The sequence below is a fragment of the Sphingobacterium alkalisoli genome (assembly GCF_005049105.1).
Lineage (GTDB): Bacteria > Bacteroidota > Bacteroidia > Sphingobacteriales > Sphingobacteriaceae > Sphingobacterium > Sphingobacterium alkalisoli.
This window is the reverse complement of sequence record NZ_SUKA01000009.1, coordinates 152,488-168,047: the sequence shown is the minus strand read 5'-3', so window position 1 is coordinate 168,047 and position 15,560 is coordinate 152,488. Positions and strand designations below refer to the sequence as shown.

General features: G+C 43.5%; 14 protein-coding genes. 8 read left to right on the top strand and 6 right to left on the bottom strand.

Annotated elements, in window-relative coordinates:
* Positions 1 to 10: 10 nt before the first annotated feature.
* The 5 genes from FAZ19_RS21640 (at position 11) to FAZ19_RS21620 (ending at position 7,408) form a co-directional block, all read left to right on the top strand.
* A complete protein-coding gene (locus FAZ19_RS21640) occupies positions 11 to 769 on the top strand; it encodes a hypothetical protein (protein ID WP_136822855.1) in 759 nt (252 codons plus the stop codon).
* A gap of 455 nt (positions 770 to 1,224) precedes the next feature.
* On the top strand, positions 1,225 to 2,892 hold the full coding sequence (locus FAZ19_RS21635) for a peptidase domain-containing ABC transporter (RefSeq protein ID WP_211245552.1): 1,668 nt from the start codon (positions 1,225 to 1,227) through the stop codon (positions 2,890 to 2,892).
* A gap of 14 nt (positions 2,893 to 2,906) precedes the next feature.
* On the top strand, positions 2,907 to 4,220 hold the full coding sequence (locus FAZ19_RS21630; RefSeq protein ID WP_136822854.1) for an HlyD family secretion protein: 1,314 nt from the start codon (positions 2,907 to 2,909) through the stop codon (positions 4,218 to 4,220).
* Positions 4,207 to 5,610, top strand: coding sequence for a TolC family protein (locus FAZ19_RS21625; RefSeq protein WP_169305742.1), 1,404 nt, complete (start codon positions 4,207 to 4,209; stop codon positions 5,608 to 5,610). Before FAZ19_RS21630 ends, FAZ19_RS21625 begins: the two co-directional genes overlap by 14 nt.
* Positions 5,611 to 5,878: 268 nt before the next feature.
* Entirely contained in the window at positions 5,879 to 7,408 is a 1,530-nt protein-coding gene (locus FAZ19_RS21620) for a TlpA family protein disulfide reductase (RefSeq protein WP_136822852.1), read from the top strand.
* Between the two features lie 83 nt (positions 7,409 to 7,491).
* Here the strand turns inward: FAZ19_RS21620 and FAZ19_RS21615 are convergent, their stop codons facing one another.
* The 4 genes from FAZ19_RS21615 to FAZ19_RS21600 are packed head-to-tail and all read right to left on the bottom strand — an operon-like array spanning position 7,492 to position 10,377.
* Complete coding sequence (locus FAZ19_RS21615) at positions 7,492 to 8,076, bottom strand: bactofilin family protein (protein WP_136822851.1); 585 nt, start codon at positions 8,074 to 8,076, stop codon at positions 7,492 to 7,494.
* A gap of 2 nt (positions 8,077 to 8,078) precedes the next feature.
* On the bottom strand, positions 8,079 to 9,113 hold the full coding sequence (locus FAZ19_RS21610) for a ParM/StbA family protein (protein WP_136822850.1): 1,035 nt from the start codon (positions 9,111 to 9,113) through the stop codon (positions 8,079 to 8,081).
* A 22-nt stretch (positions 9,114 to 9,135) separates the two neighbouring features.
* On the bottom strand, positions 9,136 to 9,471 hold the full coding sequence (locus FAZ19_RS21605; protein WP_136822849.1) for a bactofilin family protein: 336 nt from the start codon (positions 9,469 to 9,471) through the stop codon (positions 9,136 to 9,138).
* 54 nt (positions 9,472 to 9,525) lie between these two features.
* A complete protein-coding gene (locus tag FAZ19_RS21600) occupies positions 9,526 to 10,377 on the bottom strand; it encodes a M23 family metallopeptidase (protein ID WP_136822848.1) in 852 nt (283 codons plus the stop codon).
* A gap of 110 nt (positions 10,378 to 10,487) precedes the next feature.
* On the opposite strand from FAZ19_RS21600, the gene FAZ19_RS24005 reads away from it, so the two are divergent.
* Both FAZ19_RS24005 and FAZ19_RS21595 read left to right on the top strand, forming a co-directional pair.
* Positions 10,488 to 10,634, top strand: coding sequence for a hypothetical protein (locus tag FAZ19_RS24005; protein ID WP_169305740.1), 147 nt, complete (start codon positions 10,488 to 10,490; stop codon positions 10,632 to 10,634).
* Positions 10,635 to 10,770: 136 nt separating this feature from the next.
* Positions 10,771 to 11,244: a hypothetical protein gene (locus FAZ19_RS21595; protein ID WP_136822847.1), complete on the top strand. Its 474-nt coding sequence runs from the start codon at positions 10,771 to 10,773 to the stop codon at positions 11,242 to 11,244.
* A gap of 320 nt (positions 11,245 to 11,564) precedes the next feature.
* On the opposite strand, the gene FAZ19_RS21590 is transcribed toward FAZ19_RS21595, so the two are convergent.
* A complete protein-coding gene (locus FAZ19_RS21590; RefSeq protein WP_136822846.1) occupies positions 11,565 to 11,837 on the bottom strand; it encodes a Txe/YoeB family addiction module toxin in 273 nt (90 codons plus the stop codon).
* Positions 11,828 to 12,031, bottom strand: coding sequence for a DUF2683 family protein (locus tag FAZ19_RS21585; RefSeq protein WP_136822845.1), 204 nt, complete (start codon positions 12,029 to 12,031; stop codon positions 11,828 to 11,830). Before FAZ19_RS21585 ends, FAZ19_RS21590 begins: the two co-directional genes overlap by 10 nt.
* 348 nt (positions 12,032 to 12,379) lie before the next feature.
* On the opposite strand from FAZ19_RS21585, the gene FAZ19_RS21580 reads away from it, so the two are divergent.
* Entirely contained in the window at positions 12,380 to 15,553 is a 3,174-nt protein-coding gene (locus tag FAZ19_RS21580; RefSeq protein WP_136822844.1) for a SusC/RagA family TonB-linked outer membrane protein, read from the top strand.
* The last annotated feature ends 7 nt before the right edge of the window (positions 15,554 to 15,560 follow it).

The following is a 15,560-nucleotide window of genomic DNA, read 5'->3' as shown; positions in this document are numbered from 1 at the left end:
TACATTGCAGATGAAAAATAGATATAAAATACTACTTATTTCGATAGCCGTACTTGCGGTTTTTGCCACTTCCTGTGAAAAGGAGGGCGAATTGGTCGTGAAACCTGTAAAGGAGTTTATTCCCATCGAGTTCAAAGGTTTTGTGATGCGTGATACGCTGGAACAATATTTCAACGGTATAAAAATGCGTGATCTCTACGGAAGGATTATGTATAATGGACGAATCGCATTTGAAGATGATGCCCCGATTGCAATGGACCTGCGGAAAAAAAGTTCGGGTGAAGTGCTTTACAGCACGACGATAGAACAGGATGACCCCGCAGATGAAAGCTTTACTTTCTTCTATGATGGTACAAAGGTGACCAATACCTTTGCGTATCCGGATGCGATACCCGGTGTGGATCAAATAGCATTTTATTTTGACTTTCCGGACGATATGCCAGTAGATATTGTTTATGGAGACGGTTCGGACATCAATTCGGTTACCTATCTCGCAAGAGATGTAAAACCAAAGCAGCGAACAGAATACTTCCAGATAGCACCATTGGATGGAGAAATGTATGTGCTTCTTTTGAAGGCTGGTACAAAAGAATATCTGCTAAATAATGATGTTAATTACAGTTATATGTCAAGCATTCAATTACCATCTAAATTGTGGGGAAGCCAGGGCGGCGGAGTGAAAAGCATGTACGTAGCTTTGCAAGCGGCAAATGGCATCGATCATTTGGTGCTGGCCGAATCAGACCTTGTACAGTCGTTTGGGAAATAGTGATGTACTTATCGTAACACACTTAAATGTTTAATTGTGATTGCAGCATAAATGTGAAAACTTTATGCTGCAATTCTCGAATAGTATTGTTTGAAGGCTACTTTTCCATGTGACACTTAAAAAAGCTATGGTATTAAATTCCGTGCTTGCTAATGCTAATTATTAATCTCCAATAAGCGATCGCGTACGAGTAAGTACTGACCAACTTCAGTGAATATTTGTAATTGTACTTTGTGGGCTATAAAGCGATGTATTTCCTTGTCTTGCAAAGTTTGCAAGACTTTTGATAACTATTTTATCTGCTGTTACCATCTTTTGTGCTGATTTAATATATTTGCGAAAACTTGATTAATTATGGCTTTAAGTTTACCTTAAAGTGATCGTAGCTTCGTGATGTCGTAATGAGTAGTAAAAGAGTTGGAAATCGAAGTCTATGCTAAAAAAAACGACTAATAATGGCACAGGAACAAGATTATGCGATGAGCAGAAGAATGTGGTTCAAACAGATCACAAAAGAAAAAAAGGATGTAGCAGCCATATACATTTACGCTATTCTTAGCGGTCTTGTCCAATTAAGTATTCCCCTAGGTATACAAGCGATCGTCAGTTTCGTGATGGGTGCTACGATGGTGACGTCTTTGTATTTGTTGATTGGTTTTGTGGTTTTAGGTACCTTCTTGACCGGACTCTTTCGCATCAAAGTGATGCAGATTATTGAAAAAATACAACAGAAAATTTTCGTGGAATATACGTTCGCATTCGCCAAAAAATTACCCAAAATTGATCTGCCTGCAGCCAAAAAATATTACCTGCCCGAGTTAGTAAACCGCTTTTTTGATATATTGAATCTCGAAAAAGGTATTTCTAAAATCCTGCTTGAAATACCTACGGCACTGATACAGATATTTTTCGGGATCTTGCTCTTGTCCTTTTATCACCCTTGGTTTTTGGTTTTCGGCGCGGTGGTCGTTATCATTGTTGTCGCTATTTTTTATTTCACGATGGATTCGGGCATCCGCTCGATCGTGGAGGAAAGTAATAGAAAATATGAGGTCGCTTCTTGGATCGAAGATATTGCCGGTGCCATTAAAACATTTAAGATTACTTCCAAAACTGATCTACATCTCGCTGGTACGGATAAACGTGTGGTGCAATATTTGGAAAACCGAACTACGCATTTTAAGGTCCTATTGTTTCAATATAAGGCGATCATTGGTTTTAACGTCATTATTACATTGGTCATGCTAGCTATCGGTACGTATTTAATGGTGAATCAAAAACTGAACATTGGTGCATTCGTGGCGACGGAGATCGTGGTACTAACGATAATGGCCGCAGTGGGTAAGCTGATCCGAAGCTTGGAACATTACTATAATATGATCGCTTCTATCGTTAAGCTCAATAAAGTTACCGGGCTTCTCGAGGAGGATAATGGAGAGATTGCACTTGAGAATCACACAGGCGGAATGGAGGTAGTTTTTAAAGATGTGAGTTTGACGTTTGGCGATCGTGCGCCAATTTTTAAACAGCTTGATTTTCACGTCGAGGCGAATACGCTGACGGCGGTTTCGGGAAAGCTGGGGGCCGGTAAAACCTTATTGTTAAATATGCTGGCAGGATTTTATCCGCCTACAGCGGGATCCATATTGATTGATAAAATTCCGATGAAAAACATCGACAAGATTGCGATGCGTAACCGGATAGGGCTTTATATGGATGATATGACCATCATTAAGGGTACGCTGCACGAGAATATCGTGCTGGGTAGAGCGGATATCAGCACCGAAGATATATTGGCACTGGCCGAGGAAATTGGTATAGTCCAACTGTCCGATCAATTTAGCAATGGCTTCTTTACCTTACTGAGTGAGACGGATACGGAAATATCATTTAGCTCTAGAAAGATCATTCTATTGCTGCGTGCGCTCTTGGGCAATAATAGACTACTGTTGTTGGAAGATCCTTTTGATGGAATGGATGAGGTGTTTAGATCAAAGTTGATGCAATACCTTAATAAAATAAAACAGTATACGACCATCATCGTTGTATCCCAAGAGAAAGAAGTTATTGAACTTGCAGATAAGCATCTCTATCTTAATAACCGTACGATCGAAACTAAGTGAAGACTTCGAAAAACATGAAACTGGAATCATTTGATAAAATATACCATGTTCACCGGAAATCCAACGTAAAAAGGTGGTTTGTCGTGGTAATAGTACTCTGCTTGGCAGCGCTTTTTCTGCCTTGGACCCAGAATATAAAGGTTAAAGGCTCTGTGACGACGCTTTATCAGGACCAGCGGCCGCAGCAGCTTAACTCGCTTATACCTGGAAAGATCATCAAATGGCATGTGAAGAACGGGGACTTCGTCAATAAGGGTGATACGATATTGGAACTGTCTGAGGTGAAAGAAGATTATTTGGATCCGCTTTTGATTGAACGAACGGAGCAGCAGGTACGTGCTAAACAGGGGGTGCGCGATTATTACGAAGCAAAGGTAGGTACGACACATAGCCAGCTTAAGGCGTTAGATGCTGCGCGAGAATTAAAGCTCTCGCAGCTCAAGGTAAAAATAAGCCAGTTGAACAGTAAGCTAGCTGCGGAGGAGGCTGAACTTCTGGCTGCAACCAATGAGCTAGCGTTAAATGAAGATCAGTTTAACCGTCAGAAAAAAATGTATGATGAGGGACTGGTATCGCTTACCCAATTTCAGCAGCGAAGTGTTACTTACCAAAACGCTTTAGCCAAAAAGACCGCAATAGACAATAAATTGGCGCAAACACGACAGGAAATTGTTGCGGTAGAAATAGAACAAAACTCGACCATCCAAGATTATGCGGAAAAGCTCAGTAAGACCGAGGGAGATAGGCTGCAAAGTATGGGACTGATCGAAGGTAGCATGGGTGATATTGCCAAGCTGGAGAACCAAGTTGCAAATTACCGGGCCAGGCAGGGACTGTATGCTGTACTGGCTTCGCAGAGTGGACAGGTGGTACAGCTTAGTAAGGCAGGTATTGGCGAAATATTGAAAGACACGGAGAGCATCGGAACCATTGTGCCTAATCAGGTGGATTACGCCGTGGAAATCTATGTCAGACCGGTAGACCTGCCTTTGCTTAAGGAAGGGCAGCGTGTGATGTGTGTATTTGATGGTTTTCCGGCTATCGTGTTTTCAGGATGGCCAAATACCAGCTATGGTACATTTGCGGCAAAGGTCATTGCGGTAGAGAGCAACATCGGTGCGAATGGTCTCTTTAGAGCTTTGCTCGCAGAGGATAAAAGCGAGAAGCCATGGCCCCCGCAGATTAAGGTGGGCGCAGGTGTACAGGGAATTGCAATTCTTAACGATGTGCCGATCTGGTATGAATTATGGCGAAATATCAATGGATTTCCTCCGGATTATTATGTCGTGGATAATCAAAAAGCAGCACCAACGGATGGAAAGAAATAAATATGTACTTATTGTGCTGATGTGGTGCTGTTCTCATCTTTGCTACGGGCAGGATACCTTACGCCTATCGCACGATGAATTTCTAGCTATTGTTAAAAGCTATCATCCGATGGCCTTCAAGTACCGTTTGCAGAATCGGATGGCAGACGAAAATATTCGACGTGAACGGGGTAATTTTGATCCGGTGCTGGATGGGAAAAGCGGCGCTAAAACAATAGACGGTATAGATTACTATCAGCAACAAGGTGTTGGCTTAAATATCCCAACTTGGTATGGGGTAGCGGTAAGTGGAAGTTATAGCTACCTGGATGGTGAAAAGTTGAATAATAGCGATACGCGGGGTGGCTTATATCAAGTGGGGTTGACTGTACCGTTGGCGAAAAATCTGCTTTACGATAAACGGAGGGCTCTGTTGGAACAGGCACATATTGCCAGACGTATGACCGAAGCGGAGCAGACTTTACTGACGAATGAACTCCTATTGGAAGCGGAAAACAGCTACTGGGAATGGGTAAAACAGTATGAGAGCTATCGAATCCAAAGGCAAGCTGTGCATATTAATAGACGACGTATGGATTTGGTAGTTAAAACGTTGTCTTATGGTGAGCAGGCCGCGATAGACACGACCGAAGCGCGTGCGCAACTGCAGCGTTTTGAGCTTCAGGAGCGAGATGCTTACTTCCAATATTTGAACGCTACCCAAGAGCTCTCCTTATTCATGTGGAAGGAAAACCGAGAGCCTTACGACGTGACCCAATGGATAATACCTTCCGAGGATCTGGATGATAATGTGCCTCACCATAGCTATCCTGAATTGCTTGACAGATTAGATGCCCAATCGCTTAGCCGTCACGCGGCATTACGCTACTACGATGAAAAAGGAAATATACTGGATAGTGACCGAAGACTGAAACTGCAGAGTCTATTGCCGAAGGTGGATTTCACCTATAATTTCTTTAAGAAGGAGGGCTACGCCCACAACTTCTTTCCGTTTTTTGATAACAATTACCAATACGGCGTAAAACTGGAAATACCCATTTTCCTAAGACAGGCAAGGGCCGATTATAACATGGCAAAATTGAAGATCGGCCAAAATGAAATGGATTTCAATTTCAAAAGGCAGGAATTGGCAACTAAAATGAACAGATACAGAAATGAAGTGATAAATTATGCCGGACAGATCGATATGGCTAAGCAAAATGCCAACAGCTACGAAAAGCTTTTGATCGCGGAAGAAACGAAATATGCGAGTGGTGAAAGTTCTCTTTTCCTGATTAACAGTAGGGAAAATAAGCTGATAGAAGCACAGGAAAAAATTATTGAATTGTACCTTAAATTTCTAAAAAGCTATAATAGCCTAAAGTGGATGAATGAGAGTTTCAGCAACTAAGATAGTTGCCACAAGGACATTAACACGAGTAGGCATTGCTTGCAGCTGAACGTATGTCGATACGTGGTAAGCGTACAAAGACATAAAAAAATAAAACGGATGAAACCTGGCGGGTGCACATGTGTTGAACTGGACTTCTGGTGGAGTAAAAAAGCGGATGCATATCCGCATTTCTTGTGCGGTAACATGGGTGTTAGCCACATTCGGAACGCACTACGCGAGCAATGTGCTTTTTGGAATAACATAGGACTTTTCTTACATTTAACCTATGAATACGACATTCCTAAAGATATTTTGCCTCCTGCTTTTTGCTGCATGCACGATGGTATTAAGCCCCGCTTTTGCACAGTATATACCCAAAGCTAGCCAGCAGAATATCTCCTATCAGGAGATGCGCGAACACCTGAATAAGTTGTACGAAGAGAAAGCGGACCTTGCGGTACAACAGCAGTTGAAGGACGAGGCCGATGTGTTAGCCAACCATCCGAATGAAGCCCTGGTTAGTTTGGCCATTCTTACCTATGGACAGCTCCTTGGTGATCAACAAAAAGCCGATAGCATCCGAAATGCCACTGAAGAGAAGTATCCGCTTGGTCTTTACGCTGCTAGTAAGGTGTACGATGCCTTGTTTCAGGAAGCAGCGAATGCCACCGACTTAGAAGAGAAATACAACGCATTCAACCAGAAATACAATGTGTCGAGCTACGATGAGATGTTTCAGCCTAAATTTCAGGAAGGGCAGCTCATGGTCATCAATGCCTATCTGGAAGAAGGAAATCAAGACAGAGCAATCGAATTGGTACCAATGCTAAAGGACGGGCCTTTCTTTGTCTATGGTGTATATTTGTTGGATAAGCATGTCGAGGGGGAAGACAAGCACCAAGCGCTGCTCCCCCTGGCTAAAGATGCCTATGCAGACGCCAATACGATCTTGAGATCCGCCGCTGACAACGATCCGATGCTGGGTTTCTACGAAAGGGAACTCCGGACCATATCTTCTATATATGCAAGTATGCTTTACCATACCGGCGATTACCAACAGGCCAGCGAACTCGCCCTAAAGCTCCTCTCGGATACCAACTATGATAACGATACAACGCCGACAGATGCAAACACGTTAGCGGGTGCGTATGTCGCATTAGATCGTAAAATGGACGCCTTAGCGGTGTATGAAACCTTTATCCGTAAACACGGTATAGAAGGAAGTATGGGGCAGGCCATCAAGGAGCTATACCTCGAACTGTACCCTACAGAAGATTTTGAGAGGCATCTGCACGCACTCGACGAAGAGGCGACTGCACAACGTATGGCGAAATACGAGCAGGAAATGTTGAAAAAGCAGGCCCCTGCATTTACCTTAATGGATCGCAACGGTAAAGCAGTTTCTCTGGCTGATTATAGAGGGAAAGTCGTTATCCTGGATTTCTGGGCTACCTGGTGTGGTCCTTGTCTTGCTTCTTTTCCGGGGATGCAGGCTGCGGTAAATAAGTATGCGGATGATTCGGATGTCGTCTTTCTGTTTATCGACACCCGCCAGAATGAGGATAATTACAAGGAATTAGTAGAGGATTTTATGACAAAGAGCAAGTATAGCTTCTACGTGCTTTTCGATGAGATGAAAGATCCTGCTAACGCTGTCGTGAACGCTTATGGTATCAACGGTATCCCGACCAAAGTCGTTATCGATAAAGAAGGGTTTATCCGTTTTCAGAACGCAGGTGGCGAGCCAAATGTCGAAAAACTCGTGAAAGAGCTGGATACGAAAATCGAGCTGGCAAAACGCCATAGCGGTTCGTGATAGCGTGGTACTTATGAATCTAATGGCGTATTCGCTGTATTATCCAAATATACTTGCACGCGGTAAAATTAAGGGACCTAAACCTACCACCAAGAACTTACCGTATCATCGGAAGAAGATGAATTTTCATCTCCTTTTTGATCATGCTTGTTCTTTTTTTCTGTTTTTTTGAAAGCGGTCATTATATTGTTTTTCGGAGGATCGGACTCTACTAAAATCTCTACCTCAGGGATATATCCCTTGTTCAATAATCGTTGAGCCAGGTTTATTTTTTCAGATAGCAGTGATTCTGCCCTAGCACTTGTCTGCCCGGAGATCATCAAATTGCCATTGAAAATGGCATGAGGAGATATGACCACTGTGCTGGCTTTCAAATTTCCTTCTACAATCGCAGATGCAGCTAACACAACTTCACCGGTACATATAACTTCTCCGTCTACGCGTCCTGTTATAATCGCGTTGGTGGATACGATAGTACCGGTGATAAAGCTATTCTTTTCTACAATGGCTTCCCCTTGGATAAAAAAATTACCCTTTCTGATATCGGATAGCACCATAGTTGACAGGCTTATAGTGTCTTCTTCGTGAATGATAATCTCATTCCTCCCAGCGGGTTGTGGCTGTGTTCTTGACGTGTCGGTATCTCTTTTTTTTAGAAAACGGATCAAATCTAATAATTTTTTACTTCTTCATCATCAAAATTGGTAACGATAGTGGTCGCATTACCAATGTCTATTCCCAGAGCAGATTTCTTTTTTCCGTGTGCGATACGCAGCGAGTTTAATGCATACCCTTTGCTGGCCATGGTTTCGGGGTTTTCAACTACTTCTAGCTGTGCAATGCCTTCAAATTCTTCCCGGAAGCATTCCACCAGATCTTGGTAATACATGGCTCCTCCGCATAGATAGATGTGGTTGGTTTTCATGAGGTTCTTATCTGTGATAATGTTTCGTAAGACGGGTGATACAATGTCTTCATAGTATGTTCGGATTGCATTCCGACGGATTTCTCGTAAGTCAATATTCTGCCGATTGAGATAAACGTATCCGCGTTGGAACGCGTCGTCAAACTGATGTGCATTCCGGAATTCAAGGTAATATTTGCTTTTTAGCTCATTGATCATGATGTTAACGGCATAGCGGATACCGTGTGCACTCACCATACTTTGTTCGATGATGCCAGAATCGGTACTGAGAATGGACTCGAATGTGCCAAAACCACAGCTTAATACAAAAAAACTACCTGTTGCCTGGAGTTCTCCTCTCCTGATGCCTATGGTGCAGCCCACGATTTCTGGTATTACTTCAACCTGTTGCACTTCAAGGACATTTTTCTTTTTGCCGCCTGTGCCGTAGGTGGAACTATCGAAATCCAATATGTGTGTCCGTTTGAAAAAATTGATCGCTTTCTCCTTGTGGATATGGTAGGTAGCATAAGGGAAGCCAGTGGTAATGCAAATAGGCTGCTCCAGGTTTTCCTGGGATACAATCAGAGCCGCTTTGGCGAGCAACTGATAGTCTGTGTCGTCCGGTGATGAATTAATGAGTTTATGGGGTGACTGCCCTTCGTTTAGGGCTAGGTCTCCACAAATATACCATTTGTCATTGTGCAGAATCTTAAGCCCGTGGAGCAAATCTTTTGAAGTATTGATGAGAACTGTATTGTTGTTCTCTACTAAACTGGAGAAAGATTGTATTAAATACATATGTTAATAATTTTAAATGATACTATTTTTTCTGTTTGCCCATGATGATACTTCCATCATAGGTGGCTCCCCGTTCTATCGTTAGGCTTGTGGTGTTTACTGTGCCGGTTACCTTGCCCGAATTCCTTATTTCAACGGATTCTGTGGCGACAACATCTCCATTAATCTCTCCAAAAATAGTGATCGTCTTTGCAGTGATATTGCCATTTACGGTGCCCGATTCGCCGATTACCAAATTTCCAACTTCTAGAATGTCGCCCTCCAGTACGCCCTCTATCCGGATAAAGGGCGTACCGGAAATATTTCCTGTTATCAAGCAGTTTCTGTCAATTAATGTGGGGATGATCGTAGCATTCATTTTCTTCCCCTTGCTGCTTGCTTTTTTGTTTATGTTTGATACGGTCACAGCAGCCTAATCTAAATTCATGAAATCGACCGGGTTAATAGGTCTGCCGTTTTTTCGTACTTCGTAATGGAGATGGGTTCCTGTAGAGCGTCCGGTGGAGCCCATTTCGCCAATAACTTGATTAGCTGTTATCTTATCACCTTTTTTGACCAAAGCCTTGGATAAATGTCCATAGAGTGTTTCGAAGTTGTTTTGATGCCGGATGATTACATAGATGCCATATCCACTGTTCCTCCCGGAAAAAACGACTTTACCGTTAGCTGTACTGCGAATTTTATCACCTTTTTCGCCCCGAAAGTCCATTCCTGAATGAAATTCTATCGTTTTTCCGTGGAAAGGGTTGCGGCGATATCCGAAATTGGAGGTCAGTTTAGGTTTGGCCGGAGAACCGGTAGGCGTATACACCAAGCCTTCAAAAAGCTGTTCCATATACTCATCATACATACTGTAATACTCTATCGGAGCTAACTTAAGGTTTTTATATTCCGGACCACCGGCATCCTCTAGTGCAAAACTCTTTACGCCTCTTTTTTCGAGGTATTCGCTGATTTTTGAAAGCTTGGATTCTATACGCTCCACATAATTCCGTGCATTCAGTGTGTCGTTTGCCGCCGGTATCTGCTGCTGCAGTGTACTGATTTCCGATAGGAGCTTCTCCCGCTCTTGGTCCTTCTGCCCCACGGATGTATAAAGCATGCTACAGGCTGTGATCAAAACAGCGGTAACGACGGCTATAATGAGGATATAATAGCGCATATTATACAAATGCAATGAAGGGATACTAATCGAACGGCTACTCCCTTTCTCAGGGTCTACAATGATGATAGTACACTTGGTTAAGTTTTTTGGTAATGGCATTCTGGTAGATTATTATCAAAGTGGTAAATATACAGATGTACCTCCTTAGTATAACTAAATTAGTTAAAAACTACCCTTTTGGGTAGGTAATATTCTCTCAGGAAAACCACATGTTTTTTGATGACATAGAAGATCCCGCTAACGCTGTCGTAACGGCTTATGGTATCAATGGTATCCCGACCAAAGTCGTATCGATAAAGAAGGGTTTATCCGTTTTCAGAACGCAGGTGGCGAGCCAAATGTCGAAAAACTCGTGAAAGAGCTGGATACGAAAATCGAGCTGGCAAAACGCCATAGCGGTTCGGGATAGCGCCTGTTTTTTGGCATTGTTTGTCTTTGTTTGTTAGATTTTCCTTATATTAGTATGGATGTCATTTAATTAAATTACCCGTTATGAAGTTTGCTAATTCGTCTTTTTTCACGCTGATCACCCTCTGTATCCTTACATTTTCTACGATTACTGCGTCGGCACAACAGGCAAGTCGATCGAAAGTTATTGACCTCGCTGCAGATTCTGCCTTTGATCAGATCGCTTCTTCGCTCCATAAGAATGGTTATTTTCTTGCCAACCTCGACCGCGCATCGGGATTTATACAGGTGCAGATCGTAACGAAGTATACAAAAAAGATGTTATCTGCCAAAAGTGGTGCGCGACGGACACTCAATTTCTTGGTGAAGCCGAATGGAAAGGCAAAGGCCCAAATTAACTTAAATATTTTTCTTGAAGAAAGATTCTTTGGAGGTGATATACATAACCGATCCTATTATTACGCAGAGAAAGAACTTTTGGAAGACCCTACGGAATATCAACGAGTCTGGGAAGAATTGGCGAAGAGTATGGATGACCCAACCAGCGAAGAGACCTAGAAGTGAAATATGCGTTTTTAGAAGACACACTGTTCAATAATTTTGAATTCATTTATAAAAATACGACGACTTCTCATTGGACTTTTTGTTCGGTCTTTATCGAATTTTCGCAGAGTACTCCCCTAATGTAATCCGATCCTTTGTGTGCTGTGAATATAAGTGAAAATTGTAGTTTTGAAACTGCAAATTAGCTACAGCAAAACCAAACTCGGGCGAGCATTAGATTAGTAGTGCCCATGCTTAATAAAAAGATTAGTGCATTAAAATAATTAGTGTAGACGACTAAATATATATAGTTGTGTGTAATGCGGGGAAGAAGCTTATTTGTAATGACCACGTACGGACTGTATCTCAAGAATCACTATTTTATTGTTTTCGTATAATTCGTAGATTATACGATGTTCTTGATTAATGCGACGAGACCAGGATCCTGACAATTCAAATTTCAATTGTTCAGGTTTGCCTATACCTTCAAAAGGATTTTCCACTATTGCAGTAATAAGCTGTTGTATTTTCTTTTGAACAACTTTATTGCCAGATTTTTTCCAGTACTTAAGATCTTCAACGGCTTGTGGAGTATAAATTACTTCCATAGATCTTCAATGGCAATTTTTACTCCTTTGCCATTTTTTACATCTTCCCGTCCCTGAAGGATTTTGTCAACAAATTCAGGGAGATAGGTGTTTTCGACCTCCTTTGTTTCAAATGGGATCTTTAATGCTTTGGCGAAAGCTTTTATGGCCGCCAGTTGTTCTTTGCTTGCAGGGTGTATTAGTATAGCTTCCATAGGGACAAAAATACAAAATCTATTTCAATTATGAGAGATTGCATTTTAGTTTAACATCTTCTGCGCTGATTAACAGTTTTTTGTAACGGAGGCCCTATCGTGAGCGTACCGGTGATCTGTTCCACTATATTATCATACCCCTCTCTCCGTGATGTATGAACGAAAAAAAGCGCGCTAGGATAAAAAGTCTCTACTCAAAGGTAGAACTCCATTCTTGTTCGCTGACTTTATCAAATTATAAGGATTTAGCACGCAATTTGAGACGAATGTAGCTTTTTTTGAGATGATTTGTATCTATTTGGTTTTTGACACCGACTATATTTGTGGTATATAAACCTTTAGATTCTTATGAAGTATTTCGCAATTGTATCCGCTCTGCTTTCTGCCATTTTTGTTTTGCAGTCGTTCTCTCAGGCGAATGGTTTGCTCCCCAAGGCATTCGAGGGAGGTGGCCGAAACACGATAAGTCTTAAAAAAGTACAGGAGTCAATCCCGATTGAAGGGATTGTGACCAACCAAAACGGAGGCCCGGTTGGCGGAGTCTCTGTGCAGGAAAAAGGCACAAATAACAGCACGGTATCTGCCGCGGACGGAAGTTATACCATAAATGTAGCCAAACCTGAAGCCATACTTGTATTTTCGTATATCGGATATGTAACCCAGGAGCTTTCGGTGTCGAGCAATCAAACGTTGAACGTAGTATTGCTGGTGGATGAAAGTGACATCGAGGAGGTCGTCGTGATCGGTTATCAGTCTATACGTAAAAAAGACCTGACGGGAGCCGCGACACTGGTGGAAACCAAAAATACAGAAGCTAAAGTAGCAAGATCCTTACCCGAAGCACTTCAGGGCCAATCTTCCGGGCTGGTTGTGCGAAATTCAGGAGGTCCTGGCCAAGGTGCAGTCGTCAACATTCGTGGTATGAGTACGTTATTTGGTAACGCAAGCCCCTTATACGTGATAGATGGAATGCTGTCAGATCCAAACATCACGGTCAACCCGAATGACATAGAGAGTATACAGGTGCTGAAAGATGCTTCGGCAGCGGCAATATATGGTGCGCGCTCAGCTAGTGGCGTTATTATCATAACAACCAAAAAAGGTAAAACGGGTCCTATGAAGCTAAACGCTTCAGCCCGATACAGCATCGTCAACCTGCCAAAGATGTACGACATGATGAACGGACAGGAGTATGTGGACATGAATAGGCAGGCTTATGAAAATGCAGGATATACACAGCAGGCAGCAGTTGCCAACTACGACGGCACCGATGTTGACTGGGCAGACGAGTTATTCCGTACAGGCGCAATACAGGATTACAATGTCTCCGTATCGGGAGGCGGTGAGTCGTCTAAGTATTTTATGTCAGGATCATACTTTAAAGATGTAGGTACGGTGATCGAGCGTAAATTTGATCGCGCAGCGTTACGCGTCAATACGGAGACCTCTCGAGGCCGCTTCCGCGTCGGAGAGAACCTGATGATTTCAAGTAGCTACGGACGGTCGCCCTTCTCGGGTGGTGCGTTCGGCGGAAATCCATTTTACGACGCATTTAACATGTTGCCTATTATACCGATCAAAGGTACAGGGTTTGTAAGTGATGCCAACCCCGGAGGCTGGGGGATAGGATCAGAGAATGCCCGGACCTATTCGCGTAACCAGGTAGCACAGGCGTCGATTACCAATTCCGACTACAATTACGTAAAGATGATGGGTAACCTCTATGGTGAGGCCGATATTACAGACTGGCTTACCTATCGCCTCAATGCAGGACTGGAAACTAGCTTTGACCGGAGAACTTCCCTGCGAGGTAAAGGAATATGGTACTGGAATCAAGCCGACCAGCCGACGCGGATCGAAGAAAATCGTTCTCAGTTCTTAAGTTACCTGTTCGAGCATACGTTAAATTTTAACAAAACCTTCGACAAGCATCAGGTAAATGGTGTGTTTGGTTATACCCAGCAGACCATCGGATCATCGGGGATTGGTGCCCAAAGAACTGATCTGCTCGCTGCAGGAGATCGCTATTTTACCACGATCAATTCCGCTACGGGAGAGATGGTTGCGTCCGGAAGTAGGGGCCGAAACTTTATCGATTCCTGGCTCGGCCGTCTCAATTATACTTACGACGATCGGTATTTAGCCACCTTCACCTTTCGTTCGGATAAGGACTCACGCTTTTCGAAGAATTTCCAGACCGGATTTTTTCCTTCGGGAGCATTGGCTTGGCGTGTGAGTAACGAAGATTTCTTCGACGTGAGCTGGCTACCGGAATTGAAATTGAGAGGCTCGTACGGCGTGTTGGGCGCGGCTAACTTGGGTAATTATGCGTACATCGGCCTCATAAATCAAGCGCCACGGGCTATTTTCGGTCAGGGTGATCAAAACGCGTATGTAGGGGGGGCACAGGTAGCCCTCGTGGATCAGAATTTGCGCTGGGAAGAGAAAAAGACTTTAAACCTGGGATTTGATGCCGCCCTATTTGACCGGAAACTTAATGTAACATTCGATGTATTCCGTTCAGTGACATCAGATGTACTGCTCTATTTGCCCATCCCCGGTTATCTAGGAAGTATAAGCCAAGACATACTTACCAATAGAGCCTCCATCGAGAATAGGGGGATAGAATTAGAGCTAAAATACCGACCGCAGCAGGGGCAGGAACGCGCGTTTAGCTGGGATATCACCGGGAATATCAGTTTTATCCGTAATAAGGTGTTGGAGCTGGGTGATCTGGGTATTGATCCCGTGACAGGCCTACCGCGAGATTATATCCAATCGGGTAACACACGGACACAGGTTGGACGCTCCATCGGCGAATATTATGTGATTCGGACAGACGGTATCTTCCAGAACCGGGACGAAATTGATGCACATCGGGCACAGGCAGATATTGCCCAACCCGGCGATATTCGCTATATTAATCTGTCGGACAGAGGAACGGGGAACGATATTACCCCAGATGACCGAACCTTTGCGGGAACGCCATGGCCGGTATTTACTTCAGGTCTTATGTGGAATGCATACTACAAGAACTTCACGATGAACCTACAATTCTATGGCGTTGTCGGCACCACCTTGTATAATGACATGCGGCGGGACTTCGACGGCATGGGTTATTCCAACTACCGAAGCGGTATTACACCGTGGACGGCCGAAAATCCAACAGACTTCCCCAGACTGGGCGTGTCGTATAACAGCACGACGCCAGGAGACCCGGCTATAGACCGGGGGATTGTGTCTAATGTGCGGGGCGATTCGGATCGCTGGTTGGAAAACGGCTCGTACCTGCGGCTAAGTAACGTGCAGATCGGCTATAATGTGCCGCAACATCTTTTGCAAAGGCTGCACATACCTTCGCTGCACGTGCATGTAAGCGGACAAAACCTCTTTACCGTAACCAATTATTCAGGATTGGATCCGGATGTAGTAGGGGCAAACGCAAACTTGGAGCCCGGTGTGGATGTGGGTGCATGGCCGCCGAACAGAATCATATCATTTGGCTTATCCTTTGGCTTATAACTTATTG

What these genes read in the sequence shown, in the direction of transcription:
- FAZ19_RS21620 (WP_136822852.1), top strand. Translation starts at nt 5,879, where the DNA reads ATGAATACGACATTCCTAAAGATATTTTGCCTCCTGCTTTTTGCTGCA.
- FAZ19_RS21605 (WP_136822849.1), bottom strand. Translation starts at nt 9,471, where the DNA reads ATGAATGCTACGATCATCCCCACATTAATTGACAGAAACTGCTTGATA.
- FAZ19_RS21625 (WP_169305742.1), top strand. Translation starts at nt 4,207, where the DNA reads ATGGAAAGAAATAAATATGTACTTATTGTGCTGATGTGGTGCTGTTCT.
- FAZ19_RS24005 (WP_169305740.1), top strand. Translation starts at nt 10,488, where the DNA reads ATGTTTTTTGATGACATAGAAGATCCCGCTAACGCTGTCGTAACGGCT.
- FAZ19_RS21590 (WP_136822846.1), bottom strand. Translation starts at nt 11,837, where the DNA reads ATGGAAGTAATTTATACTCCACAAGCCGTTGAAGATCTTAAGTACTGG.
- FAZ19_RS21630 (WP_136822854.1), top strand. Translation starts at nt 2,907, where the DNA reads ATGAAACTGGAATCATTTGATAAAATATACCATGTTCACCGGAAATCC.
- FAZ19_RS21600 (WP_136822848.1), bottom strand. Translation starts at nt 10,377, where the DNA reads ATGCCATTACCAAAAAACTTAACCAAGTGTACTATCATCATTGTAGAC.
- FAZ19_RS21640 (WP_136822855.1), top strand. Translation starts at nt 11, where the DNA reads ATGAAAAATAGATATAAAATACTACTTATTTCGATAGCCGTACTTGCG.
- FAZ19_RS21580 (WP_136822844.1), top strand. Translation starts at nt 12,380, where the DNA reads ATGAAGTATTTCGCAATTGTATCCGCTCTGCTTTCTGCCATTTTTGTT.
- FAZ19_RS21635 (WP_211245552.1), top strand. Translation starts at nt 1,225, where the DNA reads ATGGCACAGGAACAAGATTATGCGATGAGCAGAAGAATGTGGTTCAAA.
- FAZ19_RS21585 (WP_136822845.1), bottom strand. Translation starts at nt 12,031, where the DNA reads ATGGAAGCTATACTAATACACCCTGCAAGCAAAGAACAACTGGCGGCC.
- FAZ19_RS21595 (WP_136822847.1), top strand. Translation starts at nt 10,771, where the DNA reads ATGAAGTTTGCTAATTCGTCTTTTTTCACGCTGATCACCCTCTGTATC.
- FAZ19_RS21610 (WP_136822850.1), bottom strand. Translation starts at nt 9,113, where the DNA reads ATGTATTTAATACAATCTTTCTCCAGTTTAGTAGAGAACAACAATACA.